The organism is Geojedonia litorea (assembly GCF_042654525.1).
Lineage (GTDB): Bacteria > Bacteroidota > Bacteroidia > Flavobacteriales > Flavobacteriaceae > Geojedonia > Geojedonia litorea.
Genome location: NZ_JBHSGP010000014.1, coordinates 481,866 through 497,800 on the forward strand (window position 1 = coordinate 481,866; position 15,935 = coordinate 497,800).

14 protein-coding genes are annotated in these 15,935 nt (G+C 34.5%); 6 read left to right on the forward strand and 8 right to left on the reverse strand.

All coding sequences use genetic code 11. From position 1 onward, the window contains the following. Positions 1-37: 37 nt before the first annotated feature. Positions 38-3,436, forward strand: a complete 3,399-nt coding sequence (mfd, locus tag ACFO5O_RS10105) for a transcription-repair coupling factor (RefSeq protein WP_387963389.1) — start codon at positions 38-40, stop codon at positions 3,434-3,436. 18 nt (positions 3,437-3,454) lie between these two features. Beyond that, positions 3,455-4,759, forward strand: coding sequence for a TlpA family protein disulfide reductase (locus ACFO5O_RS10110; RefSeq protein WP_387963391.1), 1,305 nt, complete (start codon positions 3,455-3,457; stop codon positions 4,757-4,759). 71 nt (positions 4,760-4,830) lie between these two features. Here ACFO5O_RS10110 and ACFO5O_RS10115 read toward each other — a convergent pair whose 3' ends face one another. Continuing rightward, positions 4,831-5,781 carry a nicotinic acid mononucleotide adenyltransferase gene (locus tag ACFO5O_RS10115; protein WP_387963393.1) on the reverse strand — a complete coding sequence of 317 codons (951 nt, stop codon included), beginning with the start codon at positions 5,779-5,781 and terminating at the stop codon, positions 4,831-4,833. A gap of 133 nt (positions 5,782-5,914) precedes the next feature. Here ACFO5O_RS10115 and ACFO5O_RS10120 point away from each other — a divergent pair, with 133 nt between their 5' ends. Continuing rightward, positions 5,915-6,916 carry an NAD(P)H-dependent glycerol-3-phosphate dehydrogenase gene (locus tag ACFO5O_RS10120; RefSeq protein WP_387963395.1) on the forward strand — a complete coding sequence of 334 codons (1,002 nt, stop codon included), beginning with the start codon at positions 5,915-5,917 and terminating at the stop codon, positions 6,914-6,916. Position 6,917: 1 nt separating this feature from the next. On the opposite strand, the gene ACFO5O_RS10125 is transcribed toward ACFO5O_RS10120, so the two are convergent. Next, entirely contained in the window at positions 6,918-7,313 is a 396-nt protein-coding gene (locus ACFO5O_RS10125) for a hypothetical protein (protein ID WP_387963397.1), read from the reverse strand. A gap of 77 nt (positions 7,314-7,390) precedes the next feature. On the opposite strand from ACFO5O_RS10125, the gene ACFO5O_RS10130 reads away from it, so the two are divergent. After that, positions 7,391-9,751, forward strand: coding sequence for a S9 family peptidase (locus tag ACFO5O_RS10130; protein ID WP_387963399.1), 2,361 nt, complete (start codon positions 7,391-7,393; stop codon positions 9,749-9,751). Positions 9,752-9,758: 7 nt separating this feature from the next. Here the strand turns inward: ACFO5O_RS10130 and pheS are convergent, their stop codons facing one another. Both pheS and ACFO5O_RS10140 read right to left on the reverse strand, forming a co-directional pair. Then, the gene (pheS, locus tag ACFO5O_RS10135) at positions 9,759-10,778 is read right to left on the reverse strand and encodes a phenylalanine--tRNA ligase subunit alpha (protein WP_387963401.1); all 1,020 of its coding nucleotides are present in this window, start codon (positions 10,776-10,778) and stop codon (positions 9,759-9,761) included. 36 nt (positions 10,779-10,814) lie between these two features. Continuing rightward, entirely contained in the window at positions 10,815-11,171 is a 357-nt protein-coding gene (locus tag ACFO5O_RS10140; protein ID WP_387963403.1) for a hypothetical protein, read from the reverse strand. Positions 11,172-11,244: 73 nt separating this feature from the next. Here ACFO5O_RS10140 and ACFO5O_RS10145 point away from each other — a divergent pair, with 73 nt between their 5' ends. Next, entirely contained in the window at positions 11,245-11,772 is a 528-nt protein-coding gene (locus ACFO5O_RS10145; RefSeq protein WP_387963405.1) for a CvpA family protein, read from the forward strand. A gap of 106 nt (positions 11,773-11,878) precedes the next feature. Next, positions 11,879-12,127 carry a hypothetical protein gene (locus ACFO5O_RS10150; protein ID WP_387963407.1) on the forward strand — a complete coding sequence of 83 codons (249 nt, stop codon included), beginning with the start codon at positions 11,879-11,881 and terminating at the stop codon, positions 12,125-12,127. 82 nt (positions 12,128-12,209) lie between these two features. On the opposite strand, the gene ACFO5O_RS10155 is transcribed toward ACFO5O_RS10150, so the two are convergent. From ACFO5O_RS10155 to ACFO5O_RS10170, 4 genes are all read right to left on the reverse strand, one after another. Further along, a complete protein-coding gene (locus ACFO5O_RS10155; RefSeq protein WP_387963409.1) occupies positions 12,210-14,075 on the reverse strand; it encodes a SulP family inorganic anion transporter in 1,866 nt (621 codons plus the stop codon). A 26-nt stretch (positions 14,076-14,101) separates the two neighbouring features. Next, entirely contained in the window at positions 14,102-14,785 is a 684-nt protein-coding gene (locus tag ACFO5O_RS10160) for a DUF2490 domain-containing protein (RefSeq protein ID WP_387963411.1), read from the reverse strand. 2 nt (positions 14,786-14,787) lie between these two features. After that, positions 14,788-15,417: a carbonic anhydrase family protein gene (locus ACFO5O_RS10165; protein WP_387963414.1), complete on the reverse strand. Its 630-nt coding sequence runs from the start codon at positions 15,415-15,417 to the stop codon at positions 14,788-14,790. 179 nt (positions 15,418-15,596) lie between these two features. Beyond that, positions 15,597-15,899, reverse strand: coding sequence for a hypothetical protein (locus ACFO5O_RS10170; RefSeq protein WP_387963416.1), 303 nt, complete (start codon positions 15,897-15,899; stop codon positions 15,597-15,599). Positions 15,900-15,935: the final 36 nt, after the last annotated feature.

Sequence of the window (15,935 nt, forward strand, 5' to 3'; positions counted from 1 at the left end):
CTCAACAAAATTTTATATTTGCACAAAATATGTTGACTTGAGTAAATTACATCTCTCGCAAAGGTATGCGCAGGCTTTGCAAACGCAAAATCTGTACAAATCTATTGCTCAATTTGAAAATTCAGGCACCTCTACACATCACCCAAAACTTCATTTAAAAGGACTTGTAGGTTCATCTTTGTCGTTGGTTTTGATAGAGACTTTCAAAAAGGCTGAAAAACCATTTTTGCTGATTTTTAATGATAAAGAAGAAGCCGCTTTTTATCTAAATGACCTTGAGGTTTTACTCAACCCAAACGATGTGTTATTTTATCCCGGAAGCTACAGACGTCCATATCAAATAGAAGAAACTGACAATGCCAATGTACTGTTACGTGCCGAGGTTTTAAACAGAATCAATTCCCGGAAAAAGCCAGCTGTCATTGTTACTTATCCAGATGCGCTTTTTGAAAAAGTCGTCACTCGAAAAGAATTGGAAAAAAACACCCTAAAAGTTGCATTAGGTGATCAACTGTCAATTGATTTTGTTAATGAAGTATTGTTCGAGTACAAATTTAAAAGAGTTGATTTTGTAACGGAACCTGGTGAGTTTTCAGTTCGTGGTGGTATTGTAGATGTATTTTCATTTTCTCATGACGAACCCTATCGTATTGAATTTTTTGGAGATGAAATAGATAGTATTAGAACCTTTGATGTTGAAACTCAACTTTCGACAGAAAAAATCAAAAAAGTTCAAATCATCCCTAATGTTGCCAATAAATTTCTTCAAGAAAAAAGACAAAGCTTTCTAGAGTACATGGCCTCTAAAACTGTTGTGTTTACCAAAAATACAGAGCTTTTATTTAACCGAATTGATGATTTTTTTGAGAAAGCAAAAGAAACTTTTACTGCCTTATCTTCCGAATTGAGTCATGCTACTCCTGAAGAGCTGTTTTGTAATTCTGAACTTTTGAAACGACAGTTGTTAGATTTTACAGTAGTAGAATGTGGTTCTCACTCCTATTTCACCAAAAGCACATCTGAAGAACAAGTTATAAACTTTAATACTGTTCCACAACCATCATTCAACAAACAGTTCAATTTGTTAATGGATGATTTAGACACCAATTTTGATAAAGGATATACTAATTATATTGCCTGCGTAAGTGAACAACAAGCTAAACGTTTTCATGATATTTTTGAAGATGCAAGTGCCGAACGAAGTCGAAATTTAGAACAGGATATACATTATAAAACCGTAGTACTCTCTTTATACCAAGGCTTTATTGACCATGATCTTAAAATCACCTGTTATACCGATCATCAATTATTTGAGCGCTACCACAAGTTTCACATTAAAAATGGTTATGCCAAAAAACAGGCTATCACACTCAAAGAACTCACCAATTTAGAAATTGGCGATTATGTTACGCATATCGATCATGGTATCGGTAAATTTGGTGGTCTTCAAAAAATTGAGGTTGAAGGTAAGAAACAAGAAGCCATTAAGCTTATCTATGGCGAACGCGATGTGCTTTATTTAAGCATTCATTCCCTTCATAAAATCACCAAGTTTAACGGAAAAGATGGTAAACCTCCCAAAATCTACAAATTAGGCAGTGCTGCTTGGAAAAATTTAAAGCAAAAAACCAAATCCAAAGTCAAGGAAATTGCCTTTAATCTTATTCAGGTTTATGCCAAACGCAGACTGGAAAAAGGACATCAATACCATCCAGATAGTTATATGCAACACGAACTGGAGGCGTCTTTTATTTATGAAGATACACCAGACCAAAGTACTGCAACCTCAGACATTAAAACTGATATGGAAAGTGATCGCCCAATGGACCGTTTGGTTTGTGGTGATGTAGGTTTTGGTAAAACCGAAGTAGCCATAAGAGCAGCATTTAAGGCTGTTGATAACAGTAAGCAGGTTGCTGTTCTGGTCCCTACTACCATACTAGCGTATCAGCATTATAGAACATTTACAGAGCGGTTAAAAGATTTTCCTGTGACTGTTGATTATGTCAATAGATTTAGAACCGCTAAAGAAAAACGGGAGACTTTGGAGGGTCTGGAGTCAGGCAAAGTAGACATAATTATTGGTACCCATCAGCTTGTCAATAAAAATGTAAAATTCAAAGATTTAGGGCTTCTCATTGTAGACGAAGAGCAAAAATTTGGTGTGGCGGTTAAAGAAAAGCTTAAAACTCTAAAAGAAAATGTAGATGTATTAACGCTCACTGCTACGCCGATTCCAAGAACGCTTCAGTTTAGTCTAATGGCAGCTCGTGATCTTTCTGTAATTACAACACCACCCCCAAATCGCTACCCTATTGAAAGTCATGTGATTCGATTTAGTGAAGAGACTATACGTGATGCTATAACTTATGAGATTCAACGTGGAGGGCAAATCTTCTTCATTCATAATCGAATAGAAAACATAAAAGAGGTTGCTGGGCTTATTCAGCGTTTAGTTCCAGACGCAAAAATTGGAATTGGTCATGGGCAGCTTGATGGCAAAAAACTAGAACAATTAATGTTAGCATTCATGAACGGTGAATTTGATGTTTTAGTAAGCACAACAATCGTTGAAAGTGGATTAGATGTTCCAAACGCTAATACCATTTTTATTAATAATGCGAATAACTTTGGGTTAAGTGACTTACACCAAATGCGTGGTCGCGTTGGGCGAAGCAATAAAAAAGCGTTTTGTTATTTCATTACCCCTGAATATTCTGCTATGACTAACGATGCTCGTAAACGAATAACGGCTTTGGAGCAATTCACCGAGTTGGGCAGTGGCTTTAATATTGCCATGAAAGATCTTGAAATTCGTGGGGCGGGTGACTTATTAGGCGGTGAACAAAGCGGATTTATTAACGAAATTGGCTTTGACACCTACCAAAAAATTCTGAATGAAGCTATTGAGGAGCTGAAAGAAAACGAGTTTAAAGACCTTTATCATGATGACAAAAAAGACAAAGCATATGTCAAAGACATCACTATTGACAGTGATTTTGAATTATTGTTTCCTGATGACTATGTCAATAATATAACCGAGCGATTAAACCTTTACACACAACTTAACACTATTAAAACCGAAGAAGAACTTCAAAAATTTGAAGCTGAAATTAAAGATCGATTTGGTGAACTCCCGAAGCAAGTAGTTGACTTATTAAATAGTGTTCGCATTAAATGGATTGCATCTAAAGTTGGATTTGAAAAGGTCGTTATGAAGCATGGCAAATTAGTTGGTTATTTTATCACAGACCAGCAAAGTCCATTTTATCAAAGCCAAGGATTTACCAATGTTTTACAGTATGTTCAAAGAAATCCACAAGCCTGTAAAATGAAAGAAAAGCAAACACGCAACGGCTTGCGATTATTACTTACCTTTGAGCATATTAAATCTGTAAAACAGGCCTTAGCCGTTTTAAATCCAATTGTAGAATAGATTTATAAGCTCTCATTTATGAAAAAAATATTGTTTTTAATACTGCTCTTACCAGCGGTTGTGTTTGGTCAACATCAAATTTCTGGGGTATTTTCTCCAGCAAGTGATTATACTTATGTATTACTTTATCAAGCTACGCCAAATGGCACCAATTATATGAATAAAAGTGAGGTAAAATCTGACGGAAGCTTCTCCATAACTCTAGATGCTACGGTAATTCCGGGCATATATAAATTGGTTTATGCATTACCGCCCGAAGATTATAACTTCGACTTTATTTATAATGGCAAGGAAAATATTGGATTGACTTTCGACACTGAAAAAGGGTTAGAGTTTACAGAATCAAATGAAAACAAATTGTGGTCATCATATACCAAAAGTATGGCTTTGGTCAACACGGCAATTGGTAATTTTTATGCAAAAGAAAGTTCAGACGAAAATGCTTTTAAAGATATTTTTAAAACGTTAAGAGAAACCCAGGAGGCATATGAAAAAGCGTCTATTGGCACAATGGCTTCTACATTTATCAGAGCCAATAAACCATATACGCCTGAATCCTTTGAAGATATTTCTACCTATTCAAAACATTTAAAAAACACTTATTTTGACCAAGTAGATTTTAGTAATTCATTACTGCAAAGCTCTGATTTTTTGGCTGATAGGGTTATGGCCTATGTGTTTGGTATGACAATATCTGCGAACAATGAAGGCTATAAAAAAGACGTAGACAACCTTGTTAGATTCATGGAAAAATCACATGGTAGTGTTAAGGTAACCATGCTGCAAATGGTTTGGCAACGTTTTACAGAATTGGAAAACGAAGCAATGGCCAATTATATCACAAACAATTACCTCTTGGATCTGGCCAAACAATTGAAATATGATCAACTTGTTGAAGTTTTGGACTCTTATAAATCTAATTCGGTTGGGAATAAAGCACAGGATTTTGAAATCTCAGAATACAAAAATGAGGGATCAACAACCCTGTATAACCTTGATACCGCACAACAATACTTACTTATATTTTGGAGCAGTACTTGCAGTCATTGTTTAGAGGAACTCCCAAAAGTTAATTCTTTAGTCCCAAAAAACACCCAAGTAATTGCAATTGGATTGGAAGATGAACCTGAAAATTGGCAAAAGGAAATTAAAAACTATCCTAATTTTATTCATGTTCTGGGATTAGAAAAATGGAATAATACCATTGTAAAAGCTTATAATGTAAATGCGACTCCAACTTATATCCTATTAGACAAAAACAAAATAATTATTTCAAAACCTTATGATCTAGAAGCTCTAACTAAGGTTCTTAAGAAAAAATAATTCCTTTATAAAAATAAGAAACGCCCAGCTAAATTAGCCGGGCGTTTTAGAAACTAGTTAACCAACCAAATCTAGTTTCTATTGTTATCTCTAGGGTTATCTGTCTTTTCTGTTTTCTGTTTACGCTTTTTAAGCTCTCCACTTGATTTAGAAGTCTTGGAAGCTCCACCAGAAGTTCTCATAAATTGTATATATCCTCTACCTTTAAACTCGTACGTTGTACCTGAATTTGGGTGGAATAACTCTATAGTTTCATCATTAATAACGTTCAATTCAAAGAATTCATTGTCAAAATAATCATAATCTAAAGTTAATGTTTTAAGATACATATTATTTGTGACATCTCCAACACCATAAACGCCTGTATAATCCCAGTAAATGTTGTTAGGATCATAGACGTTTTCATCCTGCGAACTTCTGAATTCAGAATCATTTCCTCCTGCTAAAAACTGCAGATAATTTTCATTATCAAATTCATTTATAGCTCCCATTTGACTTGTGTAGGTTTTTTCCCAAGCTTCATATTCTTGCAAAAAATAATGAATGTTATCATAAAAAACAAAGTCATAATCAAAATTACTACGTTGATATCCTTTTAGGAAATAGGAGGTATCATTAAACGGGTTGTATAACTCAATAGTATTGTTGTTGATTTGATATACATCAAAACTTTGATAACCATCAATATCATGATAAATATCCAAAATCATATTGCTAGTATTATAATTGCCAACTGGAATCCCAAAACCATTACCTTGACTACCAAATCCAACCAGATTATTGTTAGCATAAAGTGTCCCACTTCTAAATGAAAGTGTAAAGGCAATTTGTAAAAATGGCGTTTCACCGTAACCAGCCGTTTGATTGAGATCAACATACCATAATTCATGCGAATTTAAAAGTTGATTCAAAGAAATTGAAGGTGCTGGGTCTATTGGGTCATCAATAATAACTTCTGAATAACATGAGGTTAAAAGTGTTGCTACTAAAGCAAATCCTGAAAGTAATTTTATAATCTTCATAATCCATCGTTTTTAAGGGTTCATGTTTATAGCTTTTCAAAACACGTGCCAAAAATTTAAACCCATCATTTCTAAACATCGTTAAAAGAGTTAGATTTTATGTACTTTTGAAGTGTTGAATTGAATAAAAATTATGGATAAACCCTTAAAATATGCTGTTTTTGGAGCCGGAAGTTGGGCAACGGCAATAGTAAAAATGTTATGTGAAAATTTAGATGAAGTAGGTTGGTACATGCGTAGCATTTATACTAAAGAACATCTTTTAAAAGAACAGCATAATCCAAATTATTTAAGTTCTGTAGAGTTTCACCTCGAGCAATTAAAATTAAGCAACGACATTAACGAAACTGTTGCATATGCTGATGTTTTGATTTTTGCTATTCCTTCAGCTTTTATTCATGGCGAATTAGAAAAAATTTCTGTTGATATTTCAAATAAAATAATTGTTTCGGCAGTAAAGGGAATCTTACCTGAATCTGGCAAATTATTAGGCGAACATTTTCATGATATTTATAAAGTACCTTTTGAAAACATAGCGGTTATTGCTGGGCCATGCCATGCCGAAGAAGTCGCCCTTGAGCGTTTATCATATTTAACTATATCATGTGCAGATGCTGAAAAAGCAAAAGCCATAGCAAAAAATTTGTCTAGTGACTATATCAAAACTAAAATCAGTGACGATATTATTGGTACAGAATATGCGGTGATGCTCAAAAATATTTATGCCATTGCGGCCGGAATTGCACATGGTTTAGGCTACGGTGACAATTTTCAGAGTGTGTTGATGAGCAATGCCATTAGAGAAATGAAACGTTTTATTAAAAAAATGCATAAAATGAAGCGTAACATTAACAATTCGGCCTATTTAGGAGACTTGTTGGTTACAGGATATTCGGTATTCTCAAGAAACCGAATGTTTGGCAATATGATTGGGAAAGGATATACCGTAAAATCGGCACAAATGGAAATGAGTATGGTGGCCGAAGGTTACTATGCTACAAAAAGTGCACATATATTGAATCAGCAAAACAAGAAAAAGACAAAACTTCATATTATTAATGCGGTTTACGACATTCTTTATGAAGGGAAAAACCCGAAAAAGGTATTTCAAAAATTGACAGAAAAATTGGATTAACTTACTTTTTCAACACACCTTTCTCTTTCATTAAAGGCAAATTTTCCAAAGCTCTACTGTTAATAGTATTCTTCCTAAACACATAGGTTTTGTCAAACATTTGGTTTCCTTCAAAAAAAGTGATTTTAAATTCATTATTAAGTTTTAGAACTTCATCTTGAAGGTATTCAATTTTTGCATAACTCCTTGCTGGTAGCATTTTAATCGTGTGGCGCATAAGTGGTGTTTCTTTAGATTCACTATATCCTTTAGAGACAATTAGCACCGTTTCCAAATCAACATCTTTATTGTTAATAATATAGGCGTTCCAATCATTTGAATTATAGGTAGCATTAAATTCGTATACTATTGCCACATATACATCACTAACTTTAGGAATTTGAATATCTTTTTTCATCTTACTTCTTGCTTACGCTTAAATGCTTTAAATTAGTTGCAAAAATAATTCATTATAATAAGCATCACCAAGTCAAAATGAAACAATTTAGCTTACTCCTATTTCTTTTATCTTCGCTATTTAGCAACGTTTATTCTCAAAATCAATCATCCCTAACCATTGATGAAATTATGAAAGGGGAAGATTTTGTAGGCTATTTACCAACCAATGTTGATTGGTCTGATGATAGTAAAACCATTTATTTTAGTTGGAATCCTAATCAAGATACCATTCGTTCAACTTATGGTGTTGACATCAAATCTAAACAGATTAACAAATTATCATTTGAAGAACTAAAAAATAGACCAAGTGATGGTGATTATTCAAAAGATTTTAAGTGGAAAGTTTACAGTAAAGGCGGTGATCTCTTTTTGATGAACACTAGTGATTATTCAACACAGCGTATCACAAATACAACGAGCAGGGAATCTAATCCACAATTTTCCGGTGATCAAAAATCGATTGTTTATGAGTTGGACGATAACTTTTTTAAATGGGATATTGCTACAGGTAGTACTACTCAATTAACAAACTTTAAAGCTGGTCGTGAGAAAAAAGAACCTAAATTAAGTGAACAGGACCAATGGTTGGAAGATGACCAATTAAAGTATTTTGATATTTTAAGAAAACGCAAAAATGAAGATGACGCTCAAGCTTACAGACGAGAGCAATCACAATATGATCGTCTTGAAACTACTTATACAGGTGATAAACGTATGGGAAGCGCTTCAATAACTCCCGATTTAAATTATGTAGTCTATCGTTTATATACCGCACCTAATGATAAAAACACGATTGTACCAGATTTTGTCACCCAAAGTGGCTACACGACAGATTTGAATACACGTGCGAAAGTTGGAGGCCCTCAATACACATTTGAATCTTGGATTTTAAATTTGAATACTGGCAAGAATTACCAAATCAAAACCGATTCTATAGAAGGTATTTACAACAAACCAAAGTACCTTAAGGAATACGCCGAAAATCCTTCAGAATATAAGGACACCTATGAGAACCCAAGAAGCGTTACCATAAGTAATCCCGTGTTATCAGGGGATGGAAAAGCTGTAGTTAACATAACTTCTGGAGATTACAAAGACCGTTGGATCATGTTAGTAGACCTTTCCAATGGCAACCTAAAACAGCTAGATCACCAGCATGATGATGCTTGGATTGGAGGACCAGGTGTTGGTTGGTTCTCAAATGGTGTTATTGGTTGGATAGATAATGAAACGATTTGGTTTAAATCTGAAAAAACGGGATATGCCCATTTATATACCGCCAATGTATCTTCTGGAAAAATTAAAGCATTGACGCAAGGCAATTTTGAAATTCTTGATGTAACCTTATCTAAAGATCGAAAAACATTTTTCATAACTAGCAACAAGGTAAGTCCACACGAACAACAATTTTATCACTTACCGGTTTCTGGTGGGGAAATGAAGCAAATCACTTCGAAAAAAGGAGGACATGAAGTCAAGATTTCACCAGATGAAAAACAGTTAGCCATTCGCTATTCATATACCAACAAGCCATGGGAATTATATGTAATGCCAAATAAAGCTGGTGCTGAAATGGTTCAACTTACTAACTCAACTACTAATGATTTTGAATCTTACAATTGGATGGACTCTGAAATTGTGTATTTTACTGCACGAGATGGTGTAAAAGTTCCTGCAACCCTATATAAGCCTAAAGAAGACATGAAAAATGGGGCAGCGGTTATTTTTGTTCATGGCGCAGGTTATACCCAAAATGTACATTATTGGTGGCCATCTTATTACCGCGAGTATATGTTCCATAATTTTCTGGCCGATAATGGCTACACAGTACTAGCCATCGATTTTAGAGCAAGTGAAGGTTACGGTCGTGACTGGCGCACCGCCATTTACCGTCATATGGGTGGAAAAGATTTAAATGATCAACTTGATGGCGCCAAATATTTAGTGGATGAATTGGGCATTGACAAAAACCGAATGGGTATTTACGGTGGGTCGTATGGTGGTTTTATTACTTTGATGGCATTATTCACCTCACCCGACACTTTTAAAAGTGGAGCGGCCTTACGATCAGTTACCGACTGGGCGCATTATAACCACGGCTATACTGCCAATATCCTAAATACTCCTGTTGAAGACCCAATAGCTTATCAACGCAGTTCTCCAATTTATTTTGCAGAAGGCTTAAAAGGACATTTATTGATGTTACATGGAATGATTGATCGCAATGTACATTTTCAAGATGTTGTGCGTTTATCACAGCGTTTAATTGAACTTAAAAAAGAAAACTGGGAGTTATCGGTATTCCCTTTAGAAGATCACGGATTTATTGAGGCCTCAAGCTGGTCTGATGAGTACCGCCGTATATTTAAGTTGTTTGAAGAGACTTTGAAGGAGTAATTAACTATTAAAGCACACTCTTAAACTGTTCCAAGAAGCGTATATCATTTTCACTTAACAACCTGATATCACTAATTTGATGTAATAATAGGGCTTGGCGATCTATACCCATACCAAAGGCAAACCCAGAGTATTCTTTAGAGTCGATTCCGCAATTTTCCAGAACATTAGGATCTACCATACCGCAACCCATAATTTCTAACCAACCTGTTCCCTTGGTCATTTTATAATCGGTTTCGGTTTCTAGGCCCCAATACACATCTACTTCGGCACTAGGCTCTGTAAAAGGAAAGTAAGAAGGACGCAAACGTATTTTAGATTTCCCGAACATTTCGGTAGTATAGTATTGTAATGTTTGTTTTAGGTCTGCAAAACTTACACCCTTATCAATATAAAGTCCTTCTACTTGATGAAAAAAGCAGTGTGAACGTGCCGATATAGCTTCGTTGCGATACACACGCCCTGGGGAAATAGTCCTGATAGGTGGCTTGTTATTTTCCATATAACGCACTTGTACAGAGCTTGTATGGGTTCGCAATAAAATATCCGGATTAGTTTGAATAAAAAAGGTGTCCTGCATATCACGAGCTGGGTGATATTCAGGTAGGTTTAATGCTGTAAAATTATGCCAGTCATCTTCAATCTCAGGGCCTTCACTTACATTAAATCCAATTCTTGAAAAGATATCGGTAATCCTATTTTTTACTATCGAGATTGGATGACGTGCTCCAATTTCAATAGGTTCACCTGGTCGAGATAGATCTCCATAAATTCCTTTAATCTCTTCTTTACCTTCTAACTCCTCCTTTAGTGTAGTTACTTTATCTTCGGCAGTTTTTTTAAGAGCATTAATCACTTGTCCAAATTCCTTTTTCTGGTCATTGGCTACATTTTTAAACTCCTTAAAATACTCATTAAGCAATCCTTTTTTCCCTAAATACTTTATACGAAACGCCTCAATCTCTTCTTTAGACTGTGCTGTAAACCCCTCGGCCTCGGTAATAAGTTCTTTTATCTTTTCTATCATGGTGTCAAATCCAAAATGACTGCAAATTTAATAATTCTATTCTATAAATTGGGTTTCAAGAAAATAGTTTACAATGGCTTCCTTCATTAATACACTTTGCTCTCCTGCTTTTAAATGAGGTAATTGCTCCAAAACTTTATAATGTGGCCAACCATCTTCATCAACATAATCAAATTCATAATACCCATAAGGTGATAACACTTTACAAATGGCAATATGCATCAAATCAAGTTTGTGATCCTTCTTGAATTTTTTGTGTAATTGCCCCAACTCCTGCACGCCTATTAAATAGATAATTGCATCTAAGTCCAGCCGTTCACCATCTGAAAATTGCGCTGATAGTTTCTCAACTACTAGCTCCCAACGTTGTTTTAATTGTTCGTCTCTTGACATAATAAATTTAAAGTCGCAAAGTTAATAAACCAAAGTGTTACTATTATTTTATATTTGTTTAAATCTTATTGATATGACCATTTTAGACATCATTTTATTAGCCTTGCTCCTTTTTGGATTGATTAGAGGATTTGTCAAAGGTCTTTTTGTTGAAGTAGCATCACTTTTGGCTTTGGTAGCTGGTGTCTATGGAGCTATACACTTTAGTAATTTTGCTGCAGATTTTTTAATGTCGAAGGTTGACTGGAATGAGAAAACGGTAAATATTACAGCTTTTGCAATTACCTTTATTGTGATCGTTATGGTTATTGCTTTGGCAGGAAAAGCCTTAACAAAACTAGCAGATTTTGCCGCTTTGGGTTTAATTAACAAAGTATTAGGAGCCGTTTTTGGCACTTTAAAAATCGCAGTGATTTTAAGTGTTGTACTTATTATTTTTGACAGCATGAACAAAGCGCTTCCTTTTACCGATGAAGATTCTATTGAAGAATCAATGCTTTATGAACCAATTAAAGATTTGGTCCCTGCAATTTTTCCAATCATTCTAGAAAAAAAAGAGGTGTTGGAAGAACAATTACTCCCTGAAGACACAACTGAATAGCCAACTCATTTTAACATAAAAACGCAAATAGTTGTTTGTCAGTTATTTAAATTGATTCTAATCATATTGCTTCGTATCTTTAACTGTAATCATTAAAACGTTGATCATGGCTATACGACTAGGGAATAGTTGCTCTAACTGTAAGAATCTATTAGCAACTCAAATCTGTAAAAAACATGGTGTAAAGGTTAATTCAAGTTACACCTGTGATAACTTTGAAATGAAGGCAGCACTTAAGGATGATGCTAATTGTAGCACTTGTGCACGATATGAAACGACAACCTGTGCAAACCCCAAAAAGGCAGCCCCCGGAATGTTATGTTCACATTGGGCACCATTGAATGCCACAGCTTAAATCTAGTAGTTGATTACCATTATAATTAAAACAAAAAAGCCGCTCATTTAAATATGAGCGGCTTTTTTAATTTAGATTATCACTATTCTTGATGTTTAACATTATTTTTTATCCAAGTCAAACAATCTTTAAAATTGCTAAAGATATGCTCTTTAGGAATTAAATCTGGGATAATATCAATACGTTCCATCATATACTTTGGTTGGCTCAACACACCTACCAATAACACATTTATATTTTGTTTTCTTAAATCTACTAGAACATCTTCCATAGCATAAAGCCCTGACTGATCCATGTATTGCATTCGACCCATCCTAATTACAACAGCAGTCGCTTTTGGCGGAATTTGCGCAGCTAGTTGCTGAAAATCACTAGTTGACCCAAAAAATAATGGCCCTTTAATATGCTTAATAAATACATCTTCTTTTAAGTGTTCCGGAAAATCGAGTTCATCCTCCCAATACTTCTCTTTTTTAAGAGGTTTAACATCTGAGCGTTGCGCAGTTAAATCTCCAATCTTCTTCATGAACATTAAAGATGCAATGACAAGCCCAATACCTACGGCATATACTAAATTCCAAAACGTGGATAAAGCCAAAACAACGAGCATAACTACTACTTCAGAACTTAATTTAATAGGCCCTAATTTCATGTCTTTTGGTAAGCTTGGAATTGCTTTCAAGCCCTTATAGTCCATGACACCTATACCTACTGTAATTAAAATTCCAGCTAAAACAGCAGCAGGAATTCGAGAAGCTAAAGGTCCAATGGCCAGCAAAATAAACAATAACATTAATCCAGCAATCATTCCTGATAATCTGGTTTTTCCACCTGACTTAATATTTACCACCGTTCTAATGGTTGCTCCAGCACCAGGTAAACCACCAAATATGGCACCAATACTGTTTCCAATACCCTGACCTATAAGTTCTTTGTTTGGCTTATGCTTTGTTTTAGTCATATTGTCTGCAACCACACTTGTTAACAACGAGTCGATTGCACCTAAAAGCGCCAAGGTGATGGCTGTAAAAATATATGGTGTAATACCGCTTATACTAAACGATGTAAAAATTTCCATATTAGGCGTAGGGATTCCAGCTGGAATTTCTTCAATTGGCCTATAATTTAGCCCAAAAGCAATTGCAACCCCTGAAACAACAATTAAGGCCACTAAAGTACTTGGGATTTTAGTAGTAATACGTTTAAACCCATAAATGATAAAAATTGTACTTAATGCTAAAATTAATTCTAACCAGTTAATTTGTTGAATGGCCCTGGGGAATACTTTTATAGCTCCTAAAACTCCCGATGCTTCATTTTTAGCCAAGGTTCTAGATTCTTTTAAAATATCCTCATCTGTAATTTGTTCAGCTCTATTAATGGTTTCTTTAAAATTATCTAAAACTAAAATGCCTTCACCAGCTTCTTCTCTTAAAATAGTTTCCAAAATCAGTTCTTGGGCTTGTGGTTTAAATTGTTCTACAAATTCAGCATCATCTTTTGGATAATAACCTATAGATGGCAATACTTGTGTAACCAAAATAATAACTCCAATGGCCGTCATAAACCCCGAGACCACGGGGTATGGAATATATTTGATGTACTTTCCTAGTCCAATAACTCCTAATCCTACCTGGAATAAACCAGCTAATAAGAATACGGTTAATATAGCGGGTAATGCCTTATTGACATCTCCATCATTGGCTGCAATTATTCCTGCTATAATTACCATACTTACAGCAGTCATTGGTGCAGTTGGTCCAGAAATTTGTGTGTTTGTTCCTCCAAACAAAGCTGCAAAGAAACTTAAAAATATGGCTCCATATAATCCTGCACTTGGACCTAAACCTGAAGACACACCAAAAGCTAGTGCTAAAGGTAGCGCGACAATCCCTGCGGTAATTCCACCAAAGGCATCCCCTTTAATATTTGAAAATAAATTTTTCATATGTTATGTTTTTGTTGGTTTAAATTTTAAAAATTTACGAATGTGATCAAATTTAACTGATCTCGACTTCCAGTCTCAAAAAACTGGTTCATATAACCTAATTCTACTCTTACTGAATCACTAATTTTATATCCAAAACCTCCGTACAATCGATTTCTGTCAAATACCTTAGACTCTGTGTTTATAAAAATTTCATTATAAGCCGATAAATAACATCGGTTGGTTTCCTTTTTGCTTAAGGGCACATTGGCTCCTAAAAAATAGCGAAACCTTAATTTAAAGTCATCTTCAACAAAACGTTGCTCGAATCGGTAACGATGTTGTACAGATATCCCATTAAATTTTTGCTTGCTTATGACTTGTTGATATATACGGTGTTCGTTAACTTGAAACTTTTCGTTAGTATCACCTATATAATTTTCTGATAAAACGTAGCCATAGCCAACTAATACATTAGTACTTTCTGTAATATTGTAGCCTAATCCAGCACGAAGCAGTAATTGCTCTAAATCACCAATGGCATTATAGTTTCTATATTGCACTTCATGATGCAAATTCCATTTGGAATTGATTTGTTTATTACCAAAATACATCATCCAATTCCCAAAATTGCTGTCTTGCCCACTGGCTACAACTGGAAAGGATAACATTGCAATAAATACCGCTAAATTTAGGTTTATTAGTGTTCTTTTTTTACTCAAAACATTCATTTTTATTCAAAAAAATTGACTGCTCCTGTATTAATATCATACATTGCTCCAACAATCTTTATTTCACCATTTTTTTCCATTTCTGTAAGAATTGGACTTTCTGCATGAATTCTGTCAATAGTCAACTGCACATTTTTACGTGCAACATTATCAACAAATTCTGAATTTTTTGAATTTCTTAAACTTTCTTCTTTAGGTTCTTCTACTGCATTAACAGCTGGTTTAATTTTAGAAATAAGGCTAGTTAAGTTCCCTAACTTTGCATCATCACAAGCGCCTTTAACGGCTCCACAAGCTGTGTGTCCTAACACAACTATTAATTTGGTTCCTGCTAACTTACATGCAAATTCCATACTTCCTAAAATATCCTCGTTTACAAAATTACCTGCAATTCGTACACTGAAAATATCTCCCAAGCCTTGGTCAAATACCAACTCTGCCGAAACGCGCGAATCGATACAACTTAATATTGTAGCAAACGGGAATTGTCCGTCACTGGTATCATTAACTTGTTCTAATAAATTTCTATTTGCTTTTAAATTATTTTGAAATCTTACGTTTCCTTCTTTTAAATATTGTAATGACTTTTGTGGCGTCATTGTAGCCTGTGTTTCTCTAGTATGTGCTTTCATTTTTCCTTTTTTTCTAGGTTAATGGTTAATGTATAAATTTAATGCTGCTAAGTGATATCTGTTATAGCAATAATAACAATAGCACTAACTTTAAATTGTATTTCTGTAAATTTAAAGATATTATATGTTAAGCTTGCGCTTTTGACATGGAGTCTAAAGTAAGACCCAAAATAAGATTATTATAATAATTGGACTTCGGGAGGTGGTGAAATGAGATTAAGATGAGGTTTAGGATAGGTTTTATAATAATATCCCAAACTGTTTTCCACTGCCGCTGACGTAAGATAATAATGTACAGGATTTGGTTTTGTGAATAAGGCTTCAAATAATTTATTTGCAACCTTATGATTCTCCTCCTCTTCAGACATTGAATAAAATACTGAAATGTCTACGGATTTATCAATTGCAGAAATTATTGTTGGCGTTGTAATAATTGCCAAAAATAATACTGTAAAAAAAATTGCAATTGATTTTTTATTCATCCTTTTAATTAGAAATGCAAATATAATACACTGAAG

What these genes read in the sequence shown, in the direction of transcription:
- ACFO5O_RS10110 (WP_387963391.1), top strand. Translation starts at nt 3,455, where the DNA reads ATGAAAAAAATATTGTTTTTAATACTGCTCTTACCAGCGGTTGTGTTT.
- ACFO5O_RS10115 (WP_387963393.1), bottom strand. Translation starts at nt 5,781, where the DNA reads ATGAAGATTATAAAATTACTTTCAGGATTTGCTTTAGTAGCAACACTT.
- ACFO5O_RS10120 (WP_387963395.1), top strand. Translation starts at nt 5,915, where the DNA reads ATGGATAAACCCTTAAAATATGCTGTTTTTGGAGCCGGAAGTTGGGCA.
- ACFO5O_RS10125 (WP_387963397.1), bottom strand. Translation starts at nt 7,313, where the DNA reads ATGAAAAAAGATATTCAAATTCCTAAAGTTAGTGATGTATATGTGGCA.
- ACFO5O_RS10130 (WP_387963399.1), top strand. Translation starts at nt 7,391, where the DNA reads ATGAAACAATTTAGCTTACTCCTATTTCTTTTATCTTCGCTATTTAGC.
- pheS (WP_387963401.1), bottom strand. Translation starts at nt 10,778, where the DNA reads ATGATAGAAAAGATAAAAGAACTTATTACCGAGGCCGAGGGGTTTACA.
- ACFO5O_RS10140 (WP_387963403.1), bottom strand. Translation starts at nt 11,171, where the DNA reads ATGTCAAGAGACGAACAATTAAAACAACGTTGGGAGCTAGTAGTTGAG.
- ACFO5O_RS10145 (WP_387963405.1), top strand. Translation starts at nt 11,245, where the DNA reads ATGACCATTTTAGACATCATTTTATTAGCCTTGCTCCTTTTTGGATTG.
- ACFO5O_RS10150 (WP_387963407.1), top strand. Translation starts at nt 11,879, where the DNA reads ATGGCTATACGACTAGGGAATAGTTGCTCTAACTGTAAGAATCTATTA.
- ACFO5O_RS10155 (WP_387963409.1), bottom strand. Translation starts at nt 14,075, where the DNA reads ATGAAAAATTTATTTTCAAATATTAAAGGGGATGCCTTTGGTGGAATT.
- ACFO5O_RS10160 (WP_387963411.1), bottom strand. Translation starts at nt 14,785, where the DNA reads ATGAATGTTTTGAGTAAAAAAAGAACACTAATAAACCTAAATTTAGCG.
- ACFO5O_RS10165 (WP_387963414.1), bottom strand. Translation starts at nt 15,417, where the DNA reads ATGAAAGCACATACTAGAGAAACACAGGCTACAATGACGCCACAAAAG.
- ACFO5O_RS10170 (WP_387963416.1), bottom strand. Translation starts at nt 15,899, where the DNA reads ATGAATAAAAAATCAATTGCAATTTTTTTTACAGTATTATTTTTGGCA.